This window comes from Kosakonia sp. CFBP8986 (assembly GCF_034044935.1).
GTDB classification, from domain to species: domain Bacteria; phylum Pseudomonadota; class Gammaproteobacteria; order Enterobacterales; family Enterobacteriaceae; genus Kosakonia; species Kosakonia cowanii.
The window spans coordinates 156,280-181,356 of the sequence record NZ_JAXCXB010000003.1 but is presented as its reverse complement, the minus strand read 5'-3'; the positions used below and the strand labels follow the sequence as shown (position 1 = coordinate 181,356).

Genomic DNA, 25,077 nt, shown 5'->3' with positions numbered 1-25,077 from the left:
GTCATGTCACAGTCCCTCGATCTCAATCAGTTAGCGCAACAAATCAAGCAATGGGGCACTGAATTAGGTTTTCAGCAGGTCGGTATTACCGATACCGATCTCACCGCCAGCGAGCCGAAGCAGCAGGCGTGGCTGGATAAGCAGTATCACGGCGAGATGGAGTGGATGGCGCGTCACGGTATGATGCGCGCCCGCCCCCATGAGCTTCTCCCCGGCACGCTTCGCGTTATCAGCGTACGTATGAACTACCTGCCGCCGAACGCGGCCTTCGCCAGCACGCTGAAAAACCCGGCGCTCGGCTATGTCAGCCGCTACGCGCTGGGTCGCGATTATCATAAGCTGCTGCGTAGCCGCCTTAAAAAGCTTGGCGAACTGATCCAGCAGCAGTGTGCTTCGCTGAATTTTAGACCGTTTGTCGACTCCGCGCCCATTCTTGAACGGCCGCTGGCGGAAAAAGCCGGGCTTGGCTGGACAGGTAAGCACTCACTTATTCTTAGCCGCGATGCGGGGTCGTTTTTCTTTCTTGGCGAACTGCTGATTGACCTTCCCCTGCCCGTCGATCAACCGGTCGAGGAAGCGTGCGGGCGCTGCGTCGCCTGTATGACCATCTGCCCAACCGGGGCGATTGTCGAGCCTTATACCGTCGATGCGCGTCGCTGTATCTCCTATCTCACCATTGAGTTAGAGGGCGCGATCCCCGAGGAATTCCGCCCGCTTATCGGTAACCGGATTTACGGCTGCGATGACTGCCAACTTATCTGCCCGTGGAACCGCTTCTCGCAGCTTACGGATGAAGCGGATTTCAGCCCGCGCAAAGCTCTGCACGCACCGGCGTTGATTGAACTGTTCGCCTGGAGTGAAGCGCACTTTTTAAAAGTCACGGAAGGTTCAGCTATTCGCCGTATCGGTCATCTGCGCTGGCTACGCAATATTGCGGTCGCGCTGGGCAATGCGCCGTGGGATGAGGCAAATATCGTGGCGCTGGAGCAGCGACTGGGTGAGCACCCACTTCTTGATGAGCACATAACCTGGGCGATTGCGCAGCAAATTGAGAAGCGTAATGCCTGCGTCGTTGAAGTGCAGCTGCCACAAAAACAGCGCCTGGTGCGGGTGGTGGAAAAGGGTCTGCCGCGCGATGCCTGAGCCATCCACAGCTTGTGAATAAAATAAAAAACACATTACGTTTCAACGTTAACAAATTCGTCAAGCGATCGTGTTAACATTTTGAAATGTTATTTTTATTTTAAAATTCAATGGGTTACAAAGAAATAATTTGATAAGCGAAGCAATAGAATCCGGGCTAAGCAAAGCTCTTCCTGTGGATAACTCTGTTCACAATACTTTTTTAGCATAAAAGGAAATCGCCCGCAGCGCGGTTCTTCGCTGTGGATAATTTTTTGGAGATGAAAGATTGGAGCGGGAAACGAGACTCGAACTCGCGACCCCGACCTTGGCAAGGTCGTGCTCTACCAACTGAGCTATTCCCGCATACTTATCTGGCCTGGCTGATTGCCGTGAACCAGTAAATCTGGATGGTGCGTGCCTTGCGGCATTTCAAATTTGGAGCGGGAAACGAGACTCGAACTCGCGACCCCGACCTTGGCAAGGTCGTGCTCTACCAACTGAGCTATTCCCGCATATTTATCAGAGTTCAGTGTCAAAAAACTGAAGCCTGTAAATTGGATGGTGCATTTCAAATTTGGAGCGGGAAACGAGACTCGAACTCGCGACCCCGACCTTGGCAAGGTCGTGCTCTACCAACTGAGCTATTCCCGCTTATCAGCGCTATTTCAACACGTTAAAGCATTTAACCGCTGAAATTTCGTGATGCCGTGTTTCACATTTCTGTGTCTTCACGGGAGGCGCATTATACGAGAAATCATTTCTGCTGCAAGCCCCTGAAAGCAAATTTTCGTTTTTTTTGTTTAACTGCCGATTTAATCGACAAAAAGCGCATTTTTGCAGCAAAACCGCGCCAGCACTGGTTTGCAGAGCCGAAAACGACATATCGGCTCTGCGCACTCAGACGCTTACAGTTTAATAAAGTGTTCGCGGTAGTAAGCCAGCTCCGCCACCGATTCGCGGATATCATCCAGCGCCTGGTGAGTATTCTGCTTTTTCAGGCCGGTCAGCACTTCCGGTTTCCAGCGGCGCGCCAGCTCTTTCAGGGTGCTGACATCCAGATAGCGATAGTGGAAGTAGGCTTCCAGCTCCGGCATGTACTTAAACAGGAAACGGCGATCCTGGCCGATGCTGTTGCCGCAAATGGGCGATTTCCCGGCCGGTACCCACTCTTTCAGAAACTCAATCGTCGCCAGCTCTGCCGCGCGATCGTCAAAGGTGCTCGCTTTAACGCGTTCAACCAGGCCGCTGCCGGTGTGGGTTCGCACGTTCCACTCATCCATCAACGCCAGCTGCGCGTCGGATTGATGCACTGCCATCACCGGCCCTTCCGCCAGGATATTAAGGTTGGCGTCGGTCACCAGTGTCGCGATCTCAATAATGCGATCGCGCTCGGGATCCAGGCCTGTCATTTCGAGATCAATCCAAATGAGGTTGTTTTCATTTGCGCTCATGCTATTTTCCACCCTTATCGCGTCACTATATTCATCTAGAATTGCGTGTATCATAGAGGTTTTGCCCATCCGGGGCGACCAGGAGCCAGCACGATTGAGTAAAAATAAACTCTCCAAGGGACAGCAGCGCCGCGTTAAAGCGAACCATGAGCGCCGACTGAAAACCTCGACGGAGAAACCCGACTACGATGACAACCTGTTTGGCGAAACGGCCGAAGGGGTAGTCATTAGCCGCTTTGGTATGCATGCCGATGTAGAATCCGCCGATGGCGATGTGCATCGCTGCAACATTCGCCGCACTATCCGCTCGCTGGTCACCGGCGATCGCGTGGTCTGGCGGCCAGGCAAAGCGGCCGCAGAAGGCGTCAACGTGAAAGGGATCGTCGAAGCGGTGCACGAGCGTACCTCGGTGCTTACGCGCCCGGATTTCTACGATGGCGTTAAACCCATCGCCGCCAATATCGACCAAATCGTTATCGTCTCGGCGATCCTGCCAGAACTCTCACTCAACATTATTGACCGCTACCTGGTGGCCTGCGAAGCGCTGGACGTTGAACCGCTGCTGGTGCTGAATAAAACCGACCTGCTCGATGAAGAGGGCCTGGCGTTCGTTAACGAGCAGATGGATATCTATCGTCATATTGGCTACCGCGTATTGATGGTCTCCAGCCATGCGAAAGATGGCCTTGATCCGCTGATCGCAGCATTGACCGATCGCATCAGCATCTTTGCTGGCCAGTCCGGCGTCGGCAAATCGAGCCTGCTTAATGCGCTGCTCGGCCTCAACGAGGAGCAGATCCTCACCAATGACGTCTCTGACGTTTCAGGTTTGGGCCAGCACACCACCACCGCCGCGCGCCTCTACCACTTCCCGCAGGGCGGCGATGTGATTGATTCTCCGGGCGTGCGCGAGTTTGGCCTCTGGCATCTCGAACCGGAACAAATCACCCACGGTTTTGTCGAATTCCATGATTATCTCGGTCACTGCAAATATCGCGACTGCAAGCACGATACCGATCCCGGTTGTGCCATCCGCGAAGCGGTAGAGAACGGCAAAATCGCGGAGAGCCGCTTCGAAAATTATCACCGTATTCTCGAAAGCATGTCGCAGGTAAAGACGCGTAAAAGCTTTTCTGAATCAGATGACTGACAACTAAGCTAAGCGTCGTTAGAATCGTCCCCCATTTTAAGACTCCGACGCCGCGCGTCGGGTCAGGAACGACAGTAAACAATGGCCTGGAGGCTACCTTGTTAAACTCATTCAAACTTTCGCTTCAATACATTCTGCCGAAACTGTGGCTCACTCGCCTGGCGGGCTGGGGCGCAAGCAAACGTGCAGGCTGGCTGACCAAACTGGTTATCGATCTGTTCGTGAAATACTACAAGGTCGATATGAAAGAGGCGCAGAAGCCGGATACCGCCAGCTACCGCTCTTTTAACGAATTCTTCGTGCGCCCGCTGCGCGACGAGGTGCGCCCGCTCAATACCGATCCGAATGTGCTGGTCATGCCGGCGGATGGCGTAATCAGCCAGCTTGGCGCGATCGACAATGACAAAATCCTGCAGGCTAAAGGCCATAACTACAGCCTCGAAGCGCTGCTGGCAGGCAACTACCTGATGGCGGACCTGTTCCGTAACGGTAGCTTTGTCACCACCTATCTTTCACCGCGCGACTACCACCGCGTACATATGCCGTGCAACGGCATCCTGCGCGAAATGATCTATGTCCCGGGCGACCTCTTCTCCGTTAACCACTTAACGGCGCAGAACGTACCTAACCTCTTTGCCCGTAACGAGCGCGTTATCTGCCTGTTCGACACTGAGTTTGGCCCGATGGCGCAAATTCTTGTCGGCGCGACCATTGTTGGCAGCATCGAAACCGTCTGGGCGGGCACCGTCACGCCGCCGCGCGAAGGGATCATCAAACGCTGGACCTTCCCGCAAGGTGAAAGCGAAGGCGCGGTCGCGCTGCTGAAGGGCCAGGAGATGGGCCGCTTTAAGCTCGGCTCCACCGTTATCAACCTGTTTGCGCCGGGTAAAGTGCAGCTGGTTGACGCCTTACGCAGCCTCTCCGTGACCAAAATCGGTCAGCCGCTGGCGCTCTCCACCGAGCCGTTTGTGCCGGTTGATGCGCAGGAGCCTGCACCGCTGCCGGAAGAAGAAATTAAAGCGGAACATGACGCCAACCCGCTGGTTGACGACACTAAAGAAGACGTTTAAGCCTCACCCCAGGGAGACTGTAGTGCGCCTGATTATCGCTTTTCTGATGGCCTGGTGCCTCAGCCAGGGAGCCGTTGCCGCAACGGCTCCCGATGCCCGTCAAATTGCCCAAGAGCTGGAGCAAGCCAAAGCGGCGAAAAACACGCCGGACCAGGCGGAAATTGTAGAGACGTTGCAAGGCGCGTTGAACGCGCTGGACGAGCGTAAAGGCTCCCTTGAACGCGCCCAGCAGTATCAGGACGTGATCGACAACTTCCCCAAACTTTCCCGCACCCTTCGCGCCCAGCTCGATAATCTGCGCGACGATCCCTCTTCTGTTTCACCCGGCATGAGCAGCGATGCGCTCAACCAGGAGATCCTGCAAGTCAGCAGCCAGCTGCTGGAGAAGACGCGGCAGGCGCAGCAGGAGCAAGAGCGCGCGCGGGAGATCAGCGACTCCCTAAGCCAACTTCCCCAGCAGCAGACCGATGCCCGCCGCCAGGTTACGGAAGTGGAGCGTCGCCTCGGTGCGCAAACCAGCAACTCGGCACTTGCGCAGGCACAAAATTTTGCCGCCCAGGCGGAATCGGCAAAGTTGAAGGCGCTGGTGGATGAATTAGAGCTGGCGCAACTGTCAGCCAATAACCGCCAGGAGCTGGCGCGTATGCGCTCAGAGCTGGCGCAAAAGCAGAGTGAGCGGCTGGATGCTTATCTACAGGCGCTGCGCAATCAACTCAACAGCCAGCGTCAGCGCGAAGCCGAGCAGGCGCTGGAGAGCACGGAGATGCTGGCGGAGAACAGCGCGAATCTGCCCGCCAGTATCGTCGAGCAGTTCCGTATCAACCGTGAGCTATCACAGGCGCTGAACCAGCAGGCGCAGCGTATGGATCTGGTCGCTTCGCAGCAGCGCCAGGCAACCGGGCAAACGCTACAGGTGCGCCAGGCGCTTACGACTCTGCGCGAGCAGTCTCAGTGGCTCGGCGCATCGAATATGCTCGGCGAAGCGCTGCGCGCGCAGGTGGCTCGTCTGCCGGAGATGCCGAAACCGCAGCAGCTGGATACCGAAATGGCGCAGCTGCGCGTGCACCGCATGCGTTATGAAGATCTCCTCAACAAGCAGCCGCAGCTGCGACAGATTCGCCAGGCGGATGGCAAGGTTCTGACCGCTGAGCAAAACCGTATTCTTGAAGCCCAGCTGCGCACGCAGCGCGAACTGCTCAATTCGCTGTTGCAGGGCGGCGATACGCTGATTCTGGAGCTGACCAAACTTAAAGTTTCCAATAGCCAGCTTGAAGATGCGTTAAAAGAGGTGAATGAGGCGACTCACCGCTATCTCTTCTGGACGGCAGATGTCAGCCCGATGGGCTTCTCTTGGCCGCTTGAGATTGTGCAGGATCTGCGCCGCCTGCTGTCGCTGAACACCATCAGCCAGTTGGGCAAAGCCAGCGCAATGGTGCTGACCAGCAAAGAGACGCTCTTCCCGCTGTTTGGCGCGCTGATTCTGGTGGGGGTGAGTATTTACTCACGTCGCCACTTCACCCGCTTCCTGGAGCGCTCCAGCGCCCGCGTCGGCAAAGTGACCCAGGATCACTTCTGGCTCACCATGCGCACCGTCTTCTGGTCCATTCTGGTGGCGTCACCATTGCCGGTGCTGTGGGCAACGCTCGGCTACTGTTTGCAGGAGGCGTGGCCCTATCCGCTGGCGGTAGCGATTGGCGATGGCGTCACCGCCACCGTGCCGCTGCTGTGGGCAGTGATGATCTGTGCGACTTTCGCGCGCCCAACCGGGCTATTTGTCGTCCACTTCGGCTGGCCGCGAAACCGCGTGGCGCGCGGGTTACGTTACTACCTGATGAGCATCGGCTTTATCGTGCCGCTGATTATGGCGCTGATTATGTTCGATAACCTGAACGACCGGGAATTCTCCGGCTCGCTCGGGCGGCTCTGCTTTATCCTGATTTGCGGTGCGCTGGCGATTGTCACTCTCAGCCTGAAACGCGCCGGCATTCCGCTGTATGTCGATAAGAGCGGCAACGGCGACAATATGGCCAACCATCTGCTGTGGAACCTGCTGCTCTGCGCCCCGCTGTCGGCGATTCTCGCTGCCGCGGTCGGTTATCTGGCAACCGCGCAGGCGCTGCTGGCAAGGCTGGAAACCTCCGTTGCTATCTGGTTCCTGCTGCTGGTGGTCTATCACATTATTCGCCGTTGGATGTTTATCCAGCGTCGCCGTCTGGCCTTTGAGCGTGCACGCCACCGCCGCGCAGAGATCCTCGCGCAGCGCGCACGCGGCGAAGAGGATGCCGCCCATCAGCTCAGCACCGAAGGCACCGCCGAAATCGATGAGCAGGAAGTCGATCTCGACGCCATCAGCGTCCAGTCCCTGCGGCTGGTGCGCTCGATCCTGATGCTGATCGCCCTGCTGTCGGTGATCTTCCTCTGGTCTGAGATCCACTCTGCCTTTGGCTTCCTCGAGAATATTCCGCTGTGGGATGTCACCTCAACGGTACAGGGCGTCGAGAGCCTTGAGCCGATTACCCTCGGCGCTGTGCTGATTGCCATCCTGGTGTTTATTATCACCACCCAACTGGTGCGCAACCTCCCTGCTTTGCTTGAACTGGCGCTGTTGCAGCACCTTGAACTGGCGCCGGGGACAGGTTACGCCATCACCACCATCACCAAATATCTGCTGATGCTGTTTGGCGGGCTGGTGGGCTTCTCGATGATTGGTATTGAGTGGTCGAAGTTACAGTGGCTGGTGGCCGCGCTCGGTGTTGGTCTCGGGTTTGGTCTACAGGAGATCTTCGCCAACTTTATCTCTGGCCTGATCATCCTGTTTGAGAAACCGATCCGTATCGGCGATACGGTAACGATCCGCGATTTGACCGGGAGCGTCATGAAGATCAATACCCGAGCGACCACCATCAGCGACTGGGATCGTAAAGAGATCATCGTGCCGAACAGGGCCTTTATCACCGAGCAGTTTATTAACTGGTCGCTTTCGGACTCCGTCACGCGCGTGGTGTTGACGGTGCCCGCACCGGTCGATGCCAACAGCGAAGAGGTGACACAGATCCTTTACACCGCTGCTGAGCGCTGTTCGCTGGTGATTGATAACCCGCCGCCGGAAGTGTTCCTGGTCGATCTGCAGCACGGGCTGCAGCTGTTTGAGCTGCGCATCTACGCGGCTGAGATGGGCCATCGCATGCCGCTGCGCCACGAAATCCACCAGCTTATTCTGGCGGGCTTCCGTGAACACGGCATCGACCTGCCCTTCCCGCCGTTCCAGATGCGCCTTGAGAGCCTCGACGGTAAACGCGCGGCCAAAACGTTGTCTTCAGCGGGGAGAAGCAGCCGCCCGGCGGGCAGCCTGTAACTCTTTGGGTGCCGGCTTATCCGGCCTGCGGAGGGGTTACTCTTCAGGCCGGGTGAGGCGTAGCCACCACCCGGCACAAACGGGGAGTTAAGCCCGGTCGACGCTAAACGCCATCACTTCTGCCAGCGTTTCAGCCTGCAGCGCCAGCATCACCAGGCGGTCAACGCCCAGCGCAACGCCGGAGCAGTCCGGCAGGCCTGCTTTTAACGCTTCCAGCAAATTGACATCCACCGGCTGCTGCGGCAATCCGCGCGCGGCGCGCTTGCGGTTATCCTGCTCAAAGCGCTGCTGCTGCTCGCGGGCGTCGGTCAGCTCATGGAAGCCGTTCGCCAGCTCAATGCCTTTGAAGTAGACCTCAAACCGCTCCGCGACGCGGTGATCTTCGGTGCTGATCTGCGCCAGCGCCGCCTGGCTTGCCGGGAAGTGGTAAACAAAGGTCGGACGATCTTTACCGATCTGCGGCTCCACACCCATGGTGAACAGCAGTTGCAGCAGGGTATCGCGATCCTCTTCCGTATCGGCAATATTGCTCAGATCCAGCTTTGCCGCCACTTCACGCAACTGGGCTTTATCCGCCGAAAGCGGATCGACCTCCAGATAGCGCTGGAACGCCTGCTGATAGGAGAGTGATTCTGCTGCCGGGCACTCGAGCACCTGTTGCAGCAAATCATCCACCTCATTCATCAAACGGTACATGTCATAGTGCGGACGATACCATTCGAGCATGGTGAATTCAGGGTTGTGATGACGCCCCATCTCTTCATTACGGAAGCTGCGGCAGAGCTGGAAAACCGGGCCACAGCCCGCGGCCAGCAGGCGCTTCATATGGTATTCGGGGCTGGTCATCAGATAGAGATTGAGGCCCTGAGAGTGGCCGGGGCCAACAAAACGGGTTTCAAACGGGACCAGATGCACATCGGTCACCGTTGCCTGACTCATACAGGGCGTCTCCACCTCCAGTACGCCGCGATCGGCAAAGAAACGGCGAATTTCCGCCATAATTGCCGCGCGTTTCAATAAGTTGGGGATGGATGCGCTCGGCTGCCAGGTTGCCGTCTCGCTCATGGTTCTTTCTCCGATTTCTAACAAGGGCACGAAGTCTACCCGCATCGATCTGGTTAGACAAATTTTGCACAAATAATTTTCATAGCCCTCGTCAATAAATAGATATGAGCTATTTAGAGATGATATCGATCAAGCTGGAAGCCGTATCACGCCGAAGAACAGCAAAACACTCGAACACGTCAAATTTCCCCTCAGTCAATATGGATATACTGCCCGCTACCCCAAAAGGAGCAGTGGACCTCTTCCGTAATGAAGGCAAGCGCACCTGGCTTATCGTTGCGGAACAACAATAATCTGGAGGAATGTCGTGCAAACCTTTCAAGCCGATATCGCTGTGATTGGCGCAGGCGGAGCAGGATTACGCACCGCGATTGCCGCGGCGCAAGCCCATCCCAACGCTAAAATCGCACTGATTTCAAAAGTCTATCCCATGCGCAGCCACACCGTTGCCGCCGAGGGTGGTTCCGCCGCCGTCGCCCAGGATCATGACAGCTTCGAATACCATTTCCACGATACCGTGGCGGGTGGTGACTGGCTTTGCGAACAGGATGTCGTCGACTACTTTGTCCATCACTGCCCCACGGAGATGACCCAGCTTGAACAGTGGGGTTGCCCGTGGAGCCGCCGCGATGACGGCACGGTCAACGTGCGTCGCTTTGGCGGCATGAAGATCGAGCGCACCTGGTTCGCTGCCGATAAAACCGGCTTCCACATGCTGCATACGCTGTTTCAAACCTCGTTGCAGTTCCCGCAAATTCAGCGTTTTGACGAACATTTCGTGCTCGATATCCTGGTGGATGACAACCACGCGCGCGGCCTGGTCGCGATGAACATGATGGAAGGCACGCTGATTCAGATCCGCGCCAATGCGGTGGTAATGGCCACCGGCGGCGCAGGCCGCGTTTACCGCTATAACACCAACGGCGGCATCGTTACCGGCGACGGTATGGGCATGGCGCTGTCGCACGGCGTGCCGCTGCGCGATATGGAGTTTGTGCAGTATCACCCGACCGGCCTGCCCGGCTCCGGCATTCTGATGACGGAGGGCTGCCGCGGCGAAGGCGGTATTCTGGTGAATAAAAACGGCTATCGCTACCTGCAGGATTACGGCATGGGGCCGGAAACACCGCTCGGCGAGCCGAAAAACAAATATATGGAGCTTGGCCCGCGCGACAAAGTGTCGCAGGCCTTCTGGCACGAGTGGCGCAAAGGCAACACCATCGCCACACCGCGCGGCGATGTGGTGCATCTCGATCTGCGCCACCTTGGTGAGAAGAAGATCAAAGAGCGCCTGCCCTTTATTTGCGAGCTGGCAAAAGCCTATGTCGGCGTCGATCCGATCAAAGAGCCGATCCCGGTGCGCCCGACCGCGCACTACACCATGGGTGGCATTGAGACGGATCAGAACTGCGAATCGCGCATCGCCGGGCTGTTTGCCGTCGGTGAGTGCTCCTCGGTCGGCCTGCACGGCGCGAATCGTCTTGGCTCTAACTCACTGGCGGAACTGGTGGTCTTTGGCCGCCTGGCGGGCGAACAGGCGGTTGAACGCGCCTCAACGGCCCGTCCGGCAAATGACGATGCGCTCAACGCTCAGGCCGCCGATGTTGAACAGCGTCTGAAGGCGCTGGTGAACCAGAACGGTACTGAGAGCTGGGCGAAAATCCGCGATGAGATGGGCGAATCGATGGAAGAGGGCTGCGGCATTTACCGTACGCCGGAGCTGATGCAGAAAACCGTCGATAAGCTCGCCGAGTTGCAGGAGCGCTTCAAACGGGTACGCATTACCGACACCTCCAGCGTCTTCAACACCGATATTCTCTACACCCTCGAGCTGGGCCACGGCCTGAACGTTGCCGAATGTATGGCCCACTCGGCGCTGGCGCGCAAAGAGTCGCGCGGTGCCCATCAGCGTCTCGACGAAGGCTGTACCGAGCGCGATGACGTTAACTTCCTCAAACATACGCTCGCGTTCCGCGAGGCGGACGGCACAACCCGCCTCGAGTACAGCGACGTGAAAATCACCACGCTGCCGCCGGCGAAACGCGTCTATGGGGCAGAAGCGGAGTCGGGTGAGAAGAAGGAGACGAACAATGTCTGAGATGAAGAACCTGAAGATTGAAGTGGTGCGCTATAACCCGGAGGTCGACAACGCGCCGCACAGCGCCTTCTACGACGTGCCTTACGATGAAGCCACCTCGCTGCTCGATGCGCTGGGCTATATCAAAGATAACCTCGCGCCGGATCTCACCTACCGCTGGTCGTGCCGGATGGCGATTTGCGGCTCCTGCGGCATGATGGTCAACAAAGTGCCGAAGCTGGCCTGCAAAACCTTCCTGCGTGACTACACCAAAGGGTTGAAAGTCGAGGCGCTGGCGAACTTCCCGATTGAGCGCGATCTGGTGGTTGATATGACCCACTTTATCGAGAGCCTCGAGGCGATTAAGCCCTATATCATCGGCAATACGCGCACACCGGATCAGGGGCCGGGCAAGCAGACCCCGGCGCAGATGGCGAAGTATCACCAGTTCTCCGGCTGCATCAACTGCGGTCTCTGCTATGCCGCCTGCCCGCAGTTTGGCCTCAATCCGGAGTTTATCGGCCCGGCGGCGATTACGCTGGCGCACCGCTATAACCTCGACAGCCGCGACCACGGCAAACAAGAGCGCATGGCGCAGCTCAACGGCCAGAACGGCGTGTGGAGTTGTACGTTTGTCGGCTACTGCTCGGAAGTGTGTCCGAAGCACGTCGACCCGGCCGCCGCTATTCAGCAGGGCAAGATTGAGAGTTCGAAAGACTTTCTTATCGCCACCCTGAAACCACGCTAAGGAGTGCATGATGACGACTAAACGTAAGGCCTGGGTTCGCCCCATGCCGTCAAGCTGGTGGAAAACCCTGCCGTTTTATCGCTTCTATATGCTGCGCGAAGGGACGGCGATCCCGGCGGTCTGGTTCAGCCTGGAGCTGCTGTATGGTCTTTTCGCGCTGAAAAACGGGCCGGAGAGCTGGATGGGCTTTGTCGCTTTTCTGCAAAACCCGGTGGTGCTGCTGCTCAACCTGATCGCGCTGGCGGCGGCGCTGCTGCATACCAAAACCTGGTTCGATCTGGCACCGAAAGCGTCGCTTATCATTGTGAAGGGCGAAAAAATGGGGCCAGAGCCGGTGGTAAAAGGGCTATGGGTGGTGGCTGCCGTGGTCACGGTGGTTGTACTGTTTATCGCCCTGTTCTGGTGAGGAATTGATGATGATTAACCCGAATCCAAAACGTTCTGACGAACCGATGTTCTGGGGGCTGTTTGGCGCAGGCGGTATGTGGAGCGCCATCTTCGCCCCGGTGATGATCCTGCTGGTCGGCCTGCTGCTGCCGCTCGGTCTCTTCCCCGGCGAGGCGCTGAGCTACGAGCGCGTTATCGCCTTTGCCCAGAGCTTCATTGGCCGCGCTTTTCTCTTCTTGATGATTGTGCTGCCGGTCTGGTGCGGCCTGCACCGCATCCACCACATGATGCACGATTTGAAAGTGCCTCTGCCCCAGGGCAAATGGATTTTCTACGGCCTCGCGGCGATTATTAGTGTCGTTGCGTTAGTCGGCGTGATTTTCCTGTAAAACCTGTCGCTCTCCTGCACGCGCGGGAGAGCAAATTTCCCGCCATCTTCTACACTTACGTAAAAGCCAGGAGGGAGAATACCATGCGTTTACTGCCTATCTTCGCAGCGGTCACCGCTGCTTTTTTAGTCACGGCCTGCAGCACGCCCACACCGCCAAAAGGCGTTACCGTGGTGCAGAATTTCGATACGCAACGCTACTTAGGGAAATGGTACGAGATCGCCCGCTTCGATCACCGCTTTGAGCGTGGTCTGGAGCGCGTCACCGCGACCTACAGCCTGCGCGACGATGGCGGCTTAACCGTTGTCAACCGGGGTTATAACCCGGATCGCGGCAAATGGCAGGAGTCGGTCGGTAAAGCTTACTTCACCGGCGACCCGCGCACTGCATCGCTGAAGGTCTCATTCTTTGGCCCGTTCTATGGCGGCTACAACATCATCTCGCTGGATAAAGAGTATCGCCATGCGCTGATTTGCGGCCCGGATCGCGACTACCTGTGGATCCTCTCCCGCACGCCGACCATTTCGCCCGAGGTGAAAGAGAAGATGCTGGCAGACGCGACCCGTCAGGGCTTCGAAGTGAACAAGCTAATCTGGGTCGATCAGCCCCATTAATGGGCGCTGATTTTTAAGCCAATAATTCCGGCCACAATCAGACAGAGGCTAACGATACGCGCCAGGCTTGCGGACTCGCCGAGTAATACAATCCCGGCGATCGCCGCGCCAACGGCGCCAATGCCGGTCCAGACCGCATAGGCGGTGCCGACCGGCAGGGTTTTCATTGCCCATGAAAGCAGCACGACGCTAATAAGCATCGCCACGACGGTAATAATGCTGGGAGTGATGCGGGTAAAACCGTGGGTATATTTCAGGCCGATAGCCCAGACGACTTCAAGAAGACCGGCGATAACGAGAATAAACCAGGACATGGTTGGCTCCAGTACGGGGCCGTCCCCGAATAAAAAGTGACGCTGTCGGGTCGTCCCGCCAGCCAGGTGATGAGTGTCAGATTTTCCCTTCTTTCCCTGAGGATTTCAACCCCACAAACCCCCATTCATTTTCAGGAAGTTAAAGCAAGAAATAGCCCCTCTTCGCAGCGGAATTCAGGCATTTATTCATCATATCCAGCGAATATGATGAATCGCTTTCCTGGTTACAGGAAGCCGTGCGCCCTCCTCTGACTGCGAAGAAAAATATGTTCAAAATGCTTGTGATTGATCGCTGTTACTTCACCCGCTCAGGGATGGAATCCTGGCTCAATCAAATTGATTTATTTCCCGCCGCTTTTCTGGTTACCGCTCTGCATAATTTGATGCTGGCGAAAGAGCATATTGTTCAGTGGCAGCCGGATTTGGTCATTATTGATTTACACAGTTTTAAAGATGAAATTCATCATATTCAACAACTTGCTTCGCTCTTCTCGGTATGTGGTGCATCCTGCCAGGTGATGCTACTGGAGTCGGGCCACGACACACAGCTGTCGGCGTTTTGCGCGCAATTCCCAATTGCGGCGATCCTGCAAAAGACGGATCCGCTGGAAAAAGTGGCGCAGGCCATTGATAAGATGATGCAGGCGCGTCCGATCAGGCAGTCACGGCGAGTCGTGACGCCGCTATTAACGCGTCAGGAAGAGAAGGTATTAACCCTGTGGATGGAAGGCAGAGATAACGCAGCAATCGCAGCAAACATGAGGATCAACGGGAAAACCGTTTATACCTACAAAAGAAACATTCGTATGAAGTTGGGGATGGGAAACCGCTTTACGCCGTTTTTGTCACTACCAGAGGCAAACTAACGGTACGGCACAGGCCGTACCGGCAGTCATCACTGTTGTGCTTTGGTCGCAGCGCCAGAAATTGCGCTACCGCCATCGGAGATATCTTCGCCGACGCCACGGGTGGTATTACACGCCGTCAGCACGGATGAAAGAACCAGTACAGAAAAGATCGCAACAAATGTCTTCTTAACCATAATATCTTCCTTTTATTGTCAATATCGTTTGTGTATAGCCACTTAAGCATAGACAAATTCCCGAAAAGCAACGGGAAAAAAGCGGATTTTTAAGACGAAAGGAAGTTATTAGCTGGCGGCGTGCGAAATGATATGACCAAGCGTCTGCACATCTTCGCCGATACCGCGCGCGGTATTGCAGCCTGCGAGCAGTGCGCAGCTGATAAGCAGCAGTGAGAGGAGTTTTGCGAGACGTTGCATGATCCGGGCCTCAACGAACCCGCGACGCAGCAGAGCGCTACGTCGCGGTTGCGCGCATTACTTCACGCGAGATACATATTCGCCGGAGCGGGTATCAACTTTGATCACTTCGCCAACCTGTACGAACAGCGGCACTTTAACCACAGCGCCGGTGCTCAGAGTCGCCGGTTTGCCGCCGGTACCTGCGGTATCACCTTTCAGGCCTGGATCGGTATCAACGATTTCCAGTTCAACGAAGTTCGGCGGCGTAACGGAGATCGGCTGGCCGTTCCACAGCGTCACGATGCACTCGGCCTGATCCAGCAGCCATTTTTCGCTGTCGCCAATCGCTTTTTTATCAGCAGAGAGCTGCTCAAAAGTTTCGTTGTTCATGAAGTGCCAGAACTCACCGTCGTTGTAGAGGTAAGTCAGGTTCATATCAATAACGTCCGCGCCTTCAGCCGAGTCGGTAGACTTGAAGGTTTTCTCAACGCGGGTACCGGTCAGCAGACGACGCAGTTTAACGCGTGCGAACGCCTGGCCTTTGCCCGGTTTCACGAATTCGCTGGCCTCAACCGCGTACGGTTCACCGTCCATCATGATTTTAAGACCGGCACGAAAATCGTTGCTATAGTAAGTCGCCATAAGGCCCTCTGAAATTGTTAACTGGTAGCTTAGCCAAAAAAATGGCACACATTGTAACCCTAAAATCCCCTTCCAGAGAAGATTGGTTATTGCAACTTGCCGATGTAATCACCGATCCCGATGAACTGCTACATATTTTAAATATAGAACCTGATGAAGCCCTGCTGCGCGGACGCGAAGCAAAGCGGCTTTTCCCGCTGCGGGTGCCGCGGGCGTTTGTCGCGCGCATGCGCAAAGGCGATGTTAACGATCCGCTTCTGCGTCAGGTACTTACCACCAGCGAAGAGTTTATCTCCGCGCCGGGTTACAGCACCGATCCGCTGGATGAGCAGAGCAGCGTGGTGCCAGGGCTGCTGCACAAATACCGTAACCGCGCGCTGCTGCTGGTAAAAGGCGGCTGTGCGGTAAATTGTCGCTACTGTTTCCGTCGCCACTTCCCGTATGCCGATAATCAGGGCAACAAGCGGAACTGGCAGGGCGCGCTGGACTATATCGCCGCGCACCCGGAGCTGGATGAGATCATTTTTTCCGGCGGCGATCCGCTGATGGCCAAAGATCACGAGCTTGAGTGGTTGATCGCGCAACTGGAAGCCATTCCACACCTTAAGCGCCTGCGCATCCATAGCCGCTTGCCGATTGTCATCCCGGCGCGTATCACCGATACGCTGGTTGCCCGTTTCGCCCGCTCCTCGCTGCAAATTCTGCTGGTGAACCATATCAACCACGCGCAGGAGATTGGCGACGATTTCCGTGCGGCAATGGCGCAGCTACGCCAGGCGGGCGTCACGCTGCTCAACCAGAGCGTGCTGCTGCGCGGCGTAAATGACAATGCGCAGACGCTGGCGGATCTCAGCAACGCCTTATTTGACGCTGGCGTGCTGCCTTACTATCTGCATGTGCTGGATCGGGTAGAGGGCGCGGCGCACTTTATGGTGAGTGATGAAACGGCGCGGGAAATTATGCGTGAGTTACTGACGCTGGTGTCGGGGTATATGGTGCCGAAGCTGGCGCGGGAGATTGGCGGTGAGCCGAGTAAAACGCCGCTGGATCTACACCTGCGTCAACAGTAAAAAAAAGCACGGTCGCGAAATACGCAACGCGACCGTGAAAAAGCGCTTGCACGGGAAACAAGCGCGTGTCGGAACTTAAAAGGTCTCCCAGCCCTCGTCGGTGCCGCCGGCAGGTGCCAGACGCGCACGCTGTACGGGTGCTTTCACTGTGCTGGCGCTGGCGCGAGCTGGCTGCTGGCCCGGTAAACGGAACACATCCACCAGCTGCTGCAGTTTCGTGGCCTGCTCTTCAAGGCTACCCGCTGCCGCCGAGGACTCCTGCACCAGCGAGGCGTTCTGCTGGGTAGTGGTATCCATTTCAGACATCGCCTGCGCAATCTGACCGATGCCACGGTTCTGCTCATCAGAGGCGGCGGCGATCTCCTGCATCAAATCCTTCACCTGCATGACCGAGTTAACGATGCCGCTCATGGTTTCACCAGCCAGATCTACCTGACGGGAACCCTCCTGCACATAGTTCACCGATTCGCTGATCAAGGTTTCAATCTCTTTGGCTGCCTGCGCACTGCGCTGGGCCAGAGAGCGAACTTCGCCCGCTACCACCGCAAAGCCGCGGCCCTGATCCCCTGCCCTTGCTGCTTCTACCGCCGCGTTCAGCGCAAGGATGTTGGTCTGGAAGGCGATGCCGTTAATCACCGAGGTGATTTCAGAGATGCGTTTTGAGCTCTCCATAATGTCTTTCATGCGGTTTACCGCCACGCTGACCACGGTACCGCCCTGTGCTGCGGTATCAGAAGCGGTAATCGCCAGCTGGCTCGCCTGATGGGCGTTCTCGGCGTTCTGTTTCACCGTCGAGCTCAGCTCTTCCATGCTGGCGGCCGTTTCAACAACTGCTGCCGACTGCTGTTCGGTACGTGCTGAGAGTTCGTTATTGCCTAACGCAATCTCATTCGCTGCAGTATTCACCGAGCTTGAAGCGGCGCGCACCATCTTCAGCGATTCAGAGACACGCTCAACCAGCAGGTTAAACGCGGCAACCGCACGGCCAATCTCATCCATCCGTCCGGTTGTCAGCGCCTGACTCAGATCCAGTTTCTCACTGATATTTTCCATGCCATCGCGCATATCGTTAAGACGACGCTTGATGTTAAGCACGGTAAAGAGACCAAACAGACCGAGAACCAGCGTCGCGACCAGCGTGGCGGAAATGGATAAAACCATCGAGCGGTTAATTAAGCTGGAGTTAGCAGAGACGGCGTCATTTACCAGTTTGCCGTTATAAGCAACCTGATCGGTAAAGTCGTTAGTTAATATGGCAATACTGTCAGCAACCGGCCCGCCTTTACGCATAGCCTGAATAATGGCAGCCCGGTCATTACCTTCTGAGACTTTAAAAAATTGATCCATTACTGCGCGAAACTTTTCTAAATCGCCCAGCGTTTTATTCGACATCTCCTGATCATGTTGATCGGAAACCAGATCTTTAATGTAACCCTGGTGCATGGCGTAAACGTCGTCATACAACTTTAATGCGTTCTGTTTGATTTCCGCCATCCCGGCGGGTTCTTCAGTCAGACCGTGAACGAAGAGCTGGCCGCGGATCGTCAGCACTTTCAGCATCTCTTTGTTCATCATGTCGAGGCTGGGTAAGGTATTTTCTTTAAAGTTCGTTTGCGACTCACCCAGTTTCGATAAAGAAAATATCGCAATCAGGTTTGTGCCGATAAGGCTTAAAATCAGTAACGAGAAAGCAAGTAACAATCTTTTTGTAATATTCATTGGTAACTCCCGACACGTCATGCAAGAAATAGAATTGTTTTTTCACACTCCCTCGCGTTTTGTCCTGAAGTGAATATCGGCAGCGAAAATTATTACTTTATCCCGATATATCCTCTTTTTAAAAAAAAGATCAGATTTATGGAAATATAATTAAAAAAAGCATCAAGCTTAAGAAAACTTAATATTCAGAGAGGCGAAATTTAATTAGCAGGAAAATTATAATCGTCTTATTTACAAGCAGAGAATAAATAACAGCGATGGGAAAAATATCAGTTCTTTCAGCGCGCCCGCCATCACTGGCGGGCAGAAGGGAAAAATCAGTTAGGGCACTTGTAAACCTGAGCGTTCATTTCACTGGCGGTCGGCACAAAGCTCGACAGCACGCCCTGCGTCGGGCTGCTTACGTTATAGAGCACGTTACCGCCCATAGCGGCGGCCTGGTTGCGCAGAGCATTTGCCGCGCCGCGCATTGAGCCGCCCTCTTCGCCATGCTGGCCAGAGAGCCAGTTGCTCTGCTTGCCGCTGGCGGTGCCGAGATACTTGCACTGCGCGGCGGGCTTATCTTCCACAAAACGCACGTTCTGGCCGCCTGCGGTGAGATCATTGCTGCTGCTGCAACCCGCCAACAGAAACGCTGCGCCAACCATTCCCGCCAAATATTTTACCGACATGTTATTCCCCGTAATCAATGAGCTGGACGCGGTTCGTCCGTGTCTAAACCTTATACTAAAAAGATGACTAAAAGAAAAACGTCGCCATCGCAGCTCAGATAAATCAGCAGAAAATTGCAAAAAAGCCCCGCCAGTTACGGCAGGGCTTGCAGAGATTAACAGCCATCAAATTTATACGGCGGGCCGGATGAGGTGGTGCCAACGGTTTCGACATTCACGCTGCCCTGCGGGTCAACGTTAAGTCTGAACACGTGCCACAACGTATTACGCTGCGATCCGCTGGCGTTTTCCACCGCCCAGTTCCAGCTGCGACCATCCGACAGCGAAAGCGTCACCTTCGCTCCCGTCATTAGCGGGCCGGTTGCCGGTTGGCTGTTGTGTACCGAGTAACAGTACGCGCCGGGGTGGAAATTACCAATCGAGACGGTTTCCGGTCCATAGCCATTGCGCACGTCATTCTCCAGCCCCGCTTCTGCGCCGACCGGGTGCGTCGTCATATAGTAGACGTGCTGCCGGGCACCGCCTGGATTGCTCGCTTTTGGCGGCACAATCAGGTGCGCGTCGAGATTCGCCGGGGTGGCGTTCCAGCTGACAACAATCTTCGCCACTGCGCCCTTCAGGCGATGCGTCAGGGTGAAATCCTGGGCAAAGAGTGTTCCTCTGACGACCGTGATCGTGGTTTGCAACGGGAAGTAGTCAGGCGCGGTGACCTCAACATAGTAGCTCCCTGACAAGACATTGAGGCTGTAGCTGCCGTTACTGTTGGCCTGGGTGGAGTAGACCGGCTGCGCGTCGCCTTTGCTATGAAAGAGTTTGATCTCAGCGCCGGGCACGACAACCGGTGCAGGGTTACTATAGCCCCATACCGCCTGGGCTCCCCACACGCCGCCGCGCAGGTTGACCTGCTGCGGATGGAAGCTCACCGTCTTGTCCGCATCAATGCTGGCCTCGTTATTAAGCGACGCGGAAACCTGCACATTCATCACATCTGTCGTGGTGCTCTCAAGCAGAGCGGCGGCGATCCCCTCATCGTTAGTCACGCTCAGGCTGTTGATGGTGGCGGCAACGCCTTTATCCTGTAACCACTGCACCGTCGCGCCGCTGACCGGGTTGTTATTGACGTCTTTGACCCGCGCATGGAAGGTAAAGCTGTCTGTGCCGTTGGCGGTTTTATCAGTGGTTGATCCCTCCAGCGTGACGCTCGCCAGCGCAGCGGTTGAGATATCGCCGATAAAGTCGACCGCTTTACTGGCCGAGGTTCCCGCCACGCGGGCCGTTACGGTAAACCGTCCGGCGCGCAGGCTGTTAACGCTGGTGGTTACCTGACCATCCAGATTGCTGACCCCCTGTGTGCGGGTCAGCACCGCGCCAGCGCTGACGGTGAAATCAACGGTGATACCGCTCAGCCGGTTCCCCTTCACATCGGTCACCGTCGCCGAGAGGCTATTGACCGCATTGCCATTCGCCACCGCGCCATTGCTCTCCACCACCAGGTTGGCATCGGAGATTTGCGCCGTGACCACATCGGCAATGAATAGCGTCGCTTTGCTCAGGGTGCTGCCGTTTACCGTTGCGGTCACCGTGTAGAGGCCGGCGATATCGCTGACCACCGTGGTTTGCGCCTGCCCATCCGGCCCGGTAATGGCGGTCGTCGCGGCAAGGGTTGCGCCTGGCGACACGCTAAAGTTGACGGTAACGCCGGGGATCGGGTTGTCATTAGCATCGACAACGGTGGCCGTGACGCCATTCGGCGCAATACCGTTAGCGATCGCGCCATCGGGCGAGATAAGCAGGTTTTCATTGGGCAGTTGCGCGGTGGTGCTGTCAGCAATAAAGCGGGTGCTCACCTGCGCAGCCTGCGGCGTGCCAACCAGTTTCGCCGTGGCGTTAAAGGTTCCCGCCCGGCGGCTGGTTAAGGTGGTTTGCGCCACGCCTTGCGCATCGGTAAGCGCCTGCGCGGGCAGAACGCTGACCGGGCTGTCGGGAATAAACTGTATCGCCATGCCCGGCACCGGGTTGCCAAACGCATCGGCAATACGGACCGTCATGACGCTGCCCGCCTGGCCATTGGCCAGCGCATCTTGCGCCACGCGGCTCTCGATAAAGCGGGCGCTCTGGCGATCGACACTGAAGTTGACATTTTGCGTCAGCGCCTGACCATTAACCGTCGCGGTAATCTGCGTCGCCACCGCGCGCGTATGCGTCAGTAGTAACGTCGCCTGACCACGGGCATCGGTCAGCACCGCATTGCCGCCAATCAGCGTCGCGCCGTTATCCGCCGCGAAGCCCACCGCGTAGTTCGCCAGCGGGTTGCCATAGCGGTCAGTAACTGTCGCACGCACCGCATTGGCCTGCTTTCCATCCGCCAGCGCGTTATCAGTCATAATGTCGAACGCGGAAAGCGTGGCGGTGGCGGTATCGGCGATAAACATTACCCGCGCGCTGCTGCTGTTACCATTGCGTAACGTGGCGGAGACCACCCCTTCACCCGCAACGCGGCTCTTCAGCTTCACCGTCGCCAGACCCTGGCTGTCGCTCACCGCGCTGAGCGAGGTATTATCCTGCCCCTAGTCGTTAAACAGCGTGGCCGCCGGTTTGCCTTTGCTGTCGGCAAGCTGAGCAATATGGAACGTGACGCGCTGCCCGGCGACCGGCTGTCCCTCCTTCACCACGCTTGCCGTCAGGGTAAAAGCCTGCTGGTTATCAGCCAGCTGCGGTGCGGTGGGCGTCAGGGCGATCGGCGCGACCGTTTCGCTGGCGCGCATCACGCGGAGTGTAGTGGTCGCAGGCGTGGCGCGGTTGCCGTTTTTATCAACGCCAACCGCGGTCAGCACATACTCCTGCGCGACGCTGGCGGCTTCGCTGCGCGTGGCGCGATAGGCCGGAACCTGCACATGGAGTGCGGTCAATGCCGGTTGTTGCCAGCTGCCGCCGTTGGCGGCAAAGTTCGCCGAGGCGCTCCACTCAATACGCTCAAGACCATACTTCGCTTTGCTAATCGTCACCGGGATGGTCAGCGTCGTGCCTGCTTCCGCGGTGAGCTGCTTTGGCAGCGAGAGCACCACCAGCGGCTGCTTGCGGTACTGCATCACGATGTCGTAATTGCGATCGACAAGGGCGTATTTGCTGCCGATCAGGCTGCGGTGCAGATCGACATTGTCGGCAGAGATCTGCCGCCACAGCGGCACACCGAAGCGGTAGTTCAGTGCCATATCAAGGCGTGTATCCTGGCTGTCACCAAAGGTGCGCTCGCCGGAGAGCGTCAGCAGCGGAAACGGCGTGTAGTTAAGCCCGAGCGTGACCGCAGAGGGGTTACGTTGCAGATCGCCCGGCCCGCTGGCAGGCGTGAGGGCGATGCCTTTACCGAAGTAGTGCTCATATTTCAGCTTTGCTCCCCACTGCGGGTGCGCAGGCAGCCAGCCGTCGAGGCGAACATCAATGCCGTTTGCCGGGCGTTCGTCATACTCTTTCATGCCTTTTAGCGTCGAGGCGTGCCAGCCGGTGAGGCCATAATAGGCGTTGGCTGAGAGCTTCAGATAATCGGCCCAGGCTTCGCCACCGATGCCAAGACGCGCATTCTTGCCGCTGTAGTCATAGTCGTAAAACGCATTGATGCCCAGCATGCCGCCTGCCAGCAGGTGACGGTAGCCCAGCCCGACGTTGCCAATGTTGCGCGCCTCGCTTTTGCGCAGCCCCCACTGGCTGAACAGCAGCTGTCGTTCACTCTCCAGCAGTGGCAGCAGCAGATCGCCGCTCACCTTCCCTTTGCTGTCCAGCGACGCGCTGACGCTCCCTTTTTGATCCATCCAGTCGCTAAGCTGTTGGTTGATCACCCCTTCGCCAAGGCTGCGGGCGTAGGCAAAGGCTGAGCGGCTAACATCTTCCGACATCAGTAGCTGCGCGGCCTGCGTCGCTTTCGGTGCCAGCCACGTCTCGGCCGTTGTCGGTTCAACCGGCTGCGACGGCTCTATATTCAGCGTTGGCAGAGGCGGATTATTTTGCGGCTGGGGTGCAACCGCCGGTGAAATGGCGTGGGATAACATTCTGGGCTCGCTGATGAGCGCCTGTAGCCCGGCCATGGTTTCATCCATGCTGCGGTAATCGGCATATTCCGTTGCCTGTGCCGCAGAGGTGAAGGGAAAAAAGAGCGGGCTGAATAACTGGAGCGCGATAATTCCCCACGCGGTACCACGCTTCCAGCCGGGAAGTTGTCTGGTTTTCATTATTACGTCATCAAGGAAAAACACGAAAAAGCCGTTTTTAGAAACGGCGTTTAAAACAGAAATTGGCGATGCCTCTGTCAGATATTGGCAAGATTCCGCATCTTTTCTTTAACGATTTGGTAACTCGTGTAGTGCGCCTTCGCACACAGGGTATCCAGCTTGAGATCGAGCTGCATGGTGTAGATCTCTTTCGCCTCTTTACCCATGATGTTTTTATTAATATTCAGAAATTTGTAGCCTTCGCCTATTTTTGAATAGTCATCAGAGTAGTTTTTATAGGTAGAGGTATCCGTACCGCGAATGAAGTTAAATTTGTCGATACAGGCATTGTTAGTGGATGCAATAACGATCCCATCGAAAAAGGGCGATTTGCGCTCTGCCGCCACGCCCTGTGGCGCGCTGGCGTTACTGACGCTGGCTGCTGAAACCCTCTCTTTTGGGCTGTTTTTGTTACCTGCACAGGCGGAGAGAAGCAATACGCACGCAGTGCTTAATATAATGGCATTTAAATTGTTCATTTTATTTTTCCCCTTAAAATTAAACCATTAACAAAAATACCAGGTTTTAAATGTGCGAGTGCCGTGAGGATATGACTACCCACACACTGCACGCGCCTAATAATGTTCAATAATAAATTCCCAATCTTCTTTTTAGCTATTTATATCGGAACATTAGGTACAAACAAGATAAATTATCGTCATATAAGCCACTTTCAGCGTTACGCATAATTATTATAAAAAAAATAATAACAAAATCCCGGTCATTCATGGAGAATTCTCTGGTAAATTGTCGGAATACGTCTCTTAAAAGTAAAAAAAAACGGCTTTATTTATTGACAATACAGGTAGCATCGACAATATGGTTACACTTTTTGTGCAGTCTCATAATTCTGAATATAGTGATTTAATTAACAGGATAAGATAATCGTTAATTAATTTTGTTATTACAGAAGTATCTAACATCTTATTTTTAATTTATTCCATGATGAACCGCATCATGAAAGGTATCAATATGCTCTTTATTATAGATAAGGAAATCTATTTCAGACCCGCCGATGGCGCGATATGGAGCGCGGGCGCTGAAAATGAAAAACGATTTTTAACCCTCGCCGGCAGCCGCTTGCTGCTCTTTTTTATTGAGCATCGCGGCGAGATCGTGACCCGCGATGCGATCTTCCAGGCGGTTTGGGAGCGGTATGGTTTGCACTCCACCAACAACACCCTCAACCAGTACATCTCACTGCTGCGCAGAACGATGACGGACCATGGCTTAGGCGCGCAGGTGATTAAAACCATCCCCAAAACCGGCTTTATCTTCAGCCGCGATCTCTCCGTTATCGCCCTCACGGAACAGCATGATGTGACGGCACCAGCACCAGCACCTATACCTGTACCTGTCCCTGCGCCACTACCAGCCGCGCCTGACCCGCTGTTTGCGCGTAAACAGTACGGTGCGCTGGCGCTGCTGGTGCTGTTTTTGCTGTGCACCTTTATGCTCTTTGGCCTGTGGCAGAGCCGTACCCTCAGCGCACCGCTGCCTGAGTTTGGCAAAAGCGTGGTGACCTTCACCCAGTGCGATTTTATGCCGGCGGAGAGCGAGGAGGAGTCCAGGTTGCTGGCGTCTAGTGACAAACTCAAATTTATGACGCTGGTGGACGATCTGGCCGTTGAGCAGGAGCCAACGCGGGATAAAGCCCCGCTGGCCTGCCCGGCCAACTCGCCTGCGGGCTGAAATGCAGACAAA

The 25,077-nt window shown here is 55.9% G+C and carries 23 protein-coding genes and 3 tRNA genes; 12 read left to right on the top strand and 14 right to left on the bottom strand.

Annotated features, from left to right (window positions below; translation table 11 throughout):
- Positions 1-3: 3 nt before the first annotated feature.
- Entirely contained in the window at positions 4-1,143 is a 1,140-nt protein-coding gene (gene queG, locus SOM48_RS07620) for a tRNA epoxyqueuosine(34) reductase QueG (RefSeq protein WP_320511731.1), read from the top strand.
- A gap of 269 nt (positions 1,144-1,412) precedes the next feature.
- Here the strand turns inward: queG and SOM48_RS07615 are convergent.
- From SOM48_RS07615 to orn, 4 genes are all read right to left on the bottom strand, one after another.
- Positions 1,413-1,488: transfer RNA gene (locus tag SOM48_RS07615), tRNA-Gly, on the bottom strand.
- Positions 1,489-1,561: 73 nt separating this feature from the next.
- Positions 1,562-1,637, bottom strand: a tRNA-Gly gene (locus SOM48_RS07610).
- Between the two features lie 63 nt (positions 1,638-1,700).
- Positions 1,701-1,776: transfer RNA gene (locus tag SOM48_RS07605), tRNA-Gly, on the bottom strand.
- A gap of 254 nt (positions 1,777-2,030) precedes the next feature.
- The gene (gene orn, locus SOM48_RS07600; protein ID WP_023478488.1) at positions 2,031-2,576 is read right to left on the bottom strand and encodes an oligoribonuclease; all 546 of its coding nucleotides are present in this window, start codon (positions 2,574-2,576) and stop codon (positions 2,031-2,033) included.
- Positions 2,577-2,670: 94 nt separating this feature from the next.
- On the opposite strand from orn, the gene rsgA reads away from it, so the two are divergent.
- From rsgA to mscM, 3 genes are all read left to right on the top strand, one after another.
- Positions 2,671-3,726 (top strand): small ribosomal subunit biogenesis GTPase RsgA, encoded by a 1,056-nt coding sequence (gene rsgA / locus SOM48_RS07595; protein WP_181162184.1) that lies wholly within the window; start codon positions 2,671-2,673, stop codon positions 3,724-3,726.
- A 98-nt stretch (positions 3,727-3,824) separates the two neighbouring features.
- Positions 3,825-4,796 carry an archaetidylserine decarboxylase gene (gene asd / locus SOM48_RS07590; RefSeq protein WP_042718523.1) on the top strand — a complete coding sequence of 324 codons (972 nt, stop codon included), beginning with the start codon at positions 3,825-3,827 and terminating at the stop codon, positions 4,794-4,796.
- Between the two features lie 22 nt (positions 4,797-4,818).
- A complete protein-coding gene (mscM, locus tag SOM48_RS07585) occupies positions 4,819-8,151 on the top strand; it encodes a miniconductance mechanosensitive channel MscM (RefSeq protein ID WP_320511730.1) in 3,333 nt (1,110 codons plus the stop codon).
- A gap of 87 nt (positions 8,152-8,238) precedes the next feature.
- Here the strand turns inward: mscM and epmA are convergent, their stop codons facing one another.
- A complete protein-coding gene (epmA, locus tag SOM48_RS07580) occupies positions 8,239-9,216 on the bottom strand; it encodes an elongation factor P--(R)-beta-lysine ligase (RefSeq protein ID WP_128483793.1) in 978 nt (325 codons plus the stop codon).
- A gap of 307 nt (positions 9,217-9,523) precedes the next feature.
- On the opposite strand from epmA, the gene frdA reads away from it, so the two are divergent.
- From frdA to SOM48_RS07555, 5 genes are all read left to right on the top strand, one after another.
- Positions 9,524-11,314: a fumarate reductase (quinol) flavoprotein subunit gene (frdA, locus tag SOM48_RS07575; protein WP_320511729.1), complete on the top strand. Its 1,791-nt coding sequence runs from the start codon at positions 9,524-9,526 to the stop codon at positions 11,312-11,314.
- The gene (locus tag SOM48_RS07570) at positions 11,307-12,041 is read left to right on the top strand and encodes a succinate dehydrogenase/fumarate reductase iron-sulfur subunit (protein WP_320511728.1); all 735 of its coding nucleotides are present in this window, start codon (positions 11,307-11,309) and stop codon (positions 12,039-12,041) included. Before frdA ends, SOM48_RS07570 begins: the two co-directional genes overlap by 8 nt.
- Before the next feature lie 10 nt (positions 12,042-12,051).
- On the top strand, positions 12,052-12,447 hold the full coding sequence (frdC, locus tag SOM48_RS07565) for a fumarate reductase subunit FrdC (protein WP_054803044.1): 396 nt from the start codon (positions 12,052-12,054) through the stop codon (positions 12,445-12,447).
- Positions 12,448-12,457: 10 nt separating this feature from the next.
- Positions 12,458-12,817, top strand: coding sequence for a fumarate reductase subunit FrdD (gene frdD, locus SOM48_RS07560; RefSeq protein WP_320511846.1), 360 nt, complete (start codon positions 12,458-12,460; stop codon positions 12,815-12,817).
- 83 nt (positions 12,818-12,900) lie between these two features.
- Positions 12,901-13,431 carry a lipocalin family protein gene (locus SOM48_RS07555; protein WP_042718507.1) on the top strand — a complete coding sequence of 177 codons (531 nt, stop codon included), beginning with the start codon at positions 12,901-12,903 and terminating at the stop codon, positions 13,429-13,431.
- Here the strand turns inward: SOM48_RS07555 and sugE are convergent.
- Entirely contained in the window at positions 13,428-13,745 is a 318-nt protein-coding gene (sugE, locus tag SOM48_RS07550; RefSeq protein WP_023478475.1) for a quaternary ammonium compound efflux SMR transporter SugE, read from the bottom strand. The two genes, SOM48_RS07555 and sugE, sit on opposite strands and share 4 nt — an antisense overlap.
- A 266-nt stretch (positions 13,746-14,011) precedes the next feature.
- On the opposite strand from sugE, the gene SOM48_RS07545 reads away from it, so the two are divergent.
- A complete protein-coding gene (locus SOM48_RS07545; protein ID WP_054803046.1) occupies positions 14,012-14,611 on the top strand; it encodes a helix-turn-helix transcriptional regulator in 600 nt (199 codons plus the stop codon).
- Between the two features lie 29 nt (positions 14,612-14,640).
- Here the strand turns inward: SOM48_RS07545 and ecnB are convergent, their stop codons facing one another.
- The 3 genes from ecnB to efp all read right to left on the bottom strand — a co-directional run bounded on the left by ecnB (position 14,641) and on the right by efp (position 15,651).
- Positions 14,641-14,787 (bottom strand): lipoprotein toxin entericidin B, encoded by a 147-nt coding sequence (gene ecnB / locus SOM48_RS07540; protein ID WP_023478333.1) that lies wholly within the window; start codon positions 14,785-14,787, stop codon positions 14,641-14,643.
- A gap of 108 nt (positions 14,788-14,895) precedes the next feature.
- Complete coding sequence (locus SOM48_RS07535; protein ID WP_034811937.1) at positions 14,896-15,027, bottom strand: entericidin A/B family lipoprotein; 132 nt, start codon at positions 15,025-15,027, stop codon at positions 14,896-14,898.
- A 57-nt stretch (positions 15,028-15,084) separates the two neighbouring features.
- Positions 15,085-15,651 (bottom strand): elongation factor P, encoded by a 567-nt coding sequence (efp, locus tag SOM48_RS07530; protein WP_076769010.1) that lies wholly within the window; start codon positions 15,649-15,651, stop codon positions 15,085-15,087.
- 41 nt (positions 15,652-15,692) lie between these two features.
- On the opposite strand from efp, the gene epmB reads away from it, so the two are divergent.
- Positions 15,693-16,721, top strand: a complete 1,029-nt coding sequence (gene epmB, locus SOM48_RS07525; RefSeq protein ID WP_320511727.1) for an EF-P beta-lysylation protein EpmB — start codon at positions 15,693-15,695, stop codon at positions 16,719-16,721.
- A gap of 75 nt (positions 16,722-16,796) precedes the next feature.
- Here the strand turns inward: epmB and SOM48_RS07520 are convergent, their stop codons facing one another.
- The 5 genes from SOM48_RS07520 to SOM48_RS07500 all read right to left on the bottom strand — a co-directional run bounded on the left by SOM48_RS07520 (position 16,797) and on the right by SOM48_RS07500 (position 23,852).
- Positions 16,797-18,440 (bottom strand): methyl-accepting chemotaxis protein, encoded by a 1,644-nt coding sequence (locus SOM48_RS07520; RefSeq protein WP_289744767.1) that lies wholly within the window; start codon positions 18,438-18,440, stop codon positions 16,797-16,799.
- A 317-nt stretch (positions 18,441-18,757) separates the two neighbouring features.
- Complete coding sequence (locus SOM48_RS07515) at positions 18,758-19,111, bottom strand: DUF4156 domain-containing protein (RefSeq protein WP_042718501.1); 354 nt, start codon at positions 19,109-19,111, stop codon at positions 18,758-18,760.
- A 155-nt stretch (positions 19,112-19,266) separates the two neighbouring features.
- Positions 19,267-21,651, bottom strand: a complete 2,385-nt coding sequence (locus SOM48_RS07510; RefSeq protein WP_320511726.1) for an Ig-like domain-containing protein — start codon at positions 21,649-21,651, stop codon at positions 19,267-19,269.
- A gap of 27 nt (positions 21,652-21,678) precedes the next feature.
- On the bottom strand, positions 21,679-23,334 hold the full coding sequence (locus SOM48_RS07505; RefSeq protein ID WP_320511725.1) for an inverse autotransporter beta domain-containing protein: 1,656 nt from the start codon (positions 23,332-23,334) through the stop codon (positions 21,679-21,681).
- Positions 23,335-23,411: 77 nt separating this feature from the next.
- On the bottom strand, positions 23,412-23,852 hold the full coding sequence (locus SOM48_RS07500; protein WP_320511724.1) for a hypothetical protein: 441 nt from the start codon (positions 23,850-23,852) through the stop codon (positions 23,412-23,414).
- Positions 23,853-24,330: 478 nt separating this feature from the next.
- Here SOM48_RS07500 and SOM48_RS07495 point away from each other — a divergent pair, with 478 nt between their 5' ends.
- Positions 24,331-25,065 carry a winged helix-turn-helix domain-containing protein gene (locus SOM48_RS07495; protein WP_320511723.1) on the top strand — a complete coding sequence of 245 codons (735 nt, stop codon included), beginning with the start codon at positions 24,331-24,333 and terminating at the stop codon, positions 25,063-25,065.
- Positions 25,066-25,077: the final 12 nt, after the last annotated feature.

What these genes read in the sequence shown, in the direction of transcription:
- ecnB (WP_023478333.1), bottom strand. Translation starts at nt 14,787, where the DNA reads ATGGTTAAGAAGACATTTGTTGCGATCTTTTCTGTACTGGTTCTTTCA.
- SOM48_RS07555 (WP_042718507.1), top strand. Translation starts at nt 12,901, where the DNA reads ATGCGTTTACTGCCTATCTTCGCAGCGGTCACCGCTGCTTTTTTAGTC.
- SOM48_RS07495 (WP_320511723.1), top strand. Translation starts at nt 24,331, where the DNA reads ATGAAAGGTATCAATATGCTCTTTATTATAGATAAGGAAATCTATTTC.
- frdD (WP_320511846.1), top strand. Translation starts at nt 12,458, where the DNA reads ATGATTAACCCGAATCCAAAACGTTCTGACGAACCGATGTTCTGGGGG.
- sugE (WP_023478475.1), bottom strand. Translation starts at nt 13,745, where the DNA reads ATGTCCTGGTTTATTCTCGTTATCGCCGGTCTTCTTGAAGTCGTCTGG.
- SOM48_RS07500 (WP_320511724.1), bottom strand. Translation starts at nt 23,852, where the DNA reads ATGAACAATTTAAATGCCATTATATTAAGCACTGCGTGCGTATTGCTT.
- SOM48_RS07515 (WP_042718501.1), bottom strand. Translation starts at nt 19,111, where the DNA reads ATGTCGGTAAAATATTTGGCGGGAATGGTTGGCGCAGCGTTTCTGTTG.
- efp (WP_076769010.1), bottom strand. Translation starts at nt 15,651, where the DNA reads ATGGCGACTTACTATAGCAACGATTTTCGTGCCGGTCTTAAAATCATG.
- SOM48_RS07535 (WP_034811937.1), bottom strand. Translation starts at nt 15,027, where the DNA reads ATGCAACGTCTCGCAAAACTCCTCTCACTGCTGCTTATCAGCTGCGCA.
- SOM48_RS07520 (WP_289744767.1), bottom strand. Translation starts at nt 18,440, where the DNA reads ATGAATATTACAAAAAGATTGTTACTTGCTTTCTCGTTACTGATTTTA.
- orn (WP_023478488.1), bottom strand. Translation starts at nt 2,576, where the DNA reads ATGAGCGCAAATGAAAACAACCTCATTTGGATTGATCTCGAAATGACA.
- epmB (WP_320511727.1), top strand. Translation starts at nt 15,693, where the DNA reads ATGGCACACATTGTAACCCTAAAATCCCCTTCCAGAGAAGATTGGTTA.
- SOM48_RS07570 (WP_320511728.1), top strand. Translation starts at nt 11,307, where the DNA reads ATGTCTGAGATGAAGAACCTGAAGATTGAAGTGGTGCGCTATAACCCG.
- frdC (WP_054803044.1), top strand. Translation starts at nt 12,052, where the DNA reads ATGACGACTAAACGTAAGGCCTGGGTTCGCCCCATGCCGTCAAGCTGG.
- SOM48_RS07505 (WP_320511725.1), bottom strand. Translation starts at nt 23,334, where the DNA reads ATGAAAACCAGACAACTTCCCGGCTGGAAGCGTGGTACCGCGTGGGGA.
- epmA (WP_128483793.1), bottom strand. Translation starts at nt 9,216, where the DNA reads ATGAGCGAGACGGCAACCTGGCAGCCGAGCGCATCCATCCCCAACTTA.
- SOM48_RS07545 (WP_054803046.1), top strand. Translation starts at nt 14,012, where the DNA reads ATGTTCAAAATGCTTGTGATTGATCGCTGTTACTTCACCCGCTCAGGG.
- queG (WP_320511731.1), top strand. Translation starts at nt 4, where the DNA reads ATGTCACAGTCCCTCGATCTCAATCAGTTAGCGCAACAAATCAAGCAA.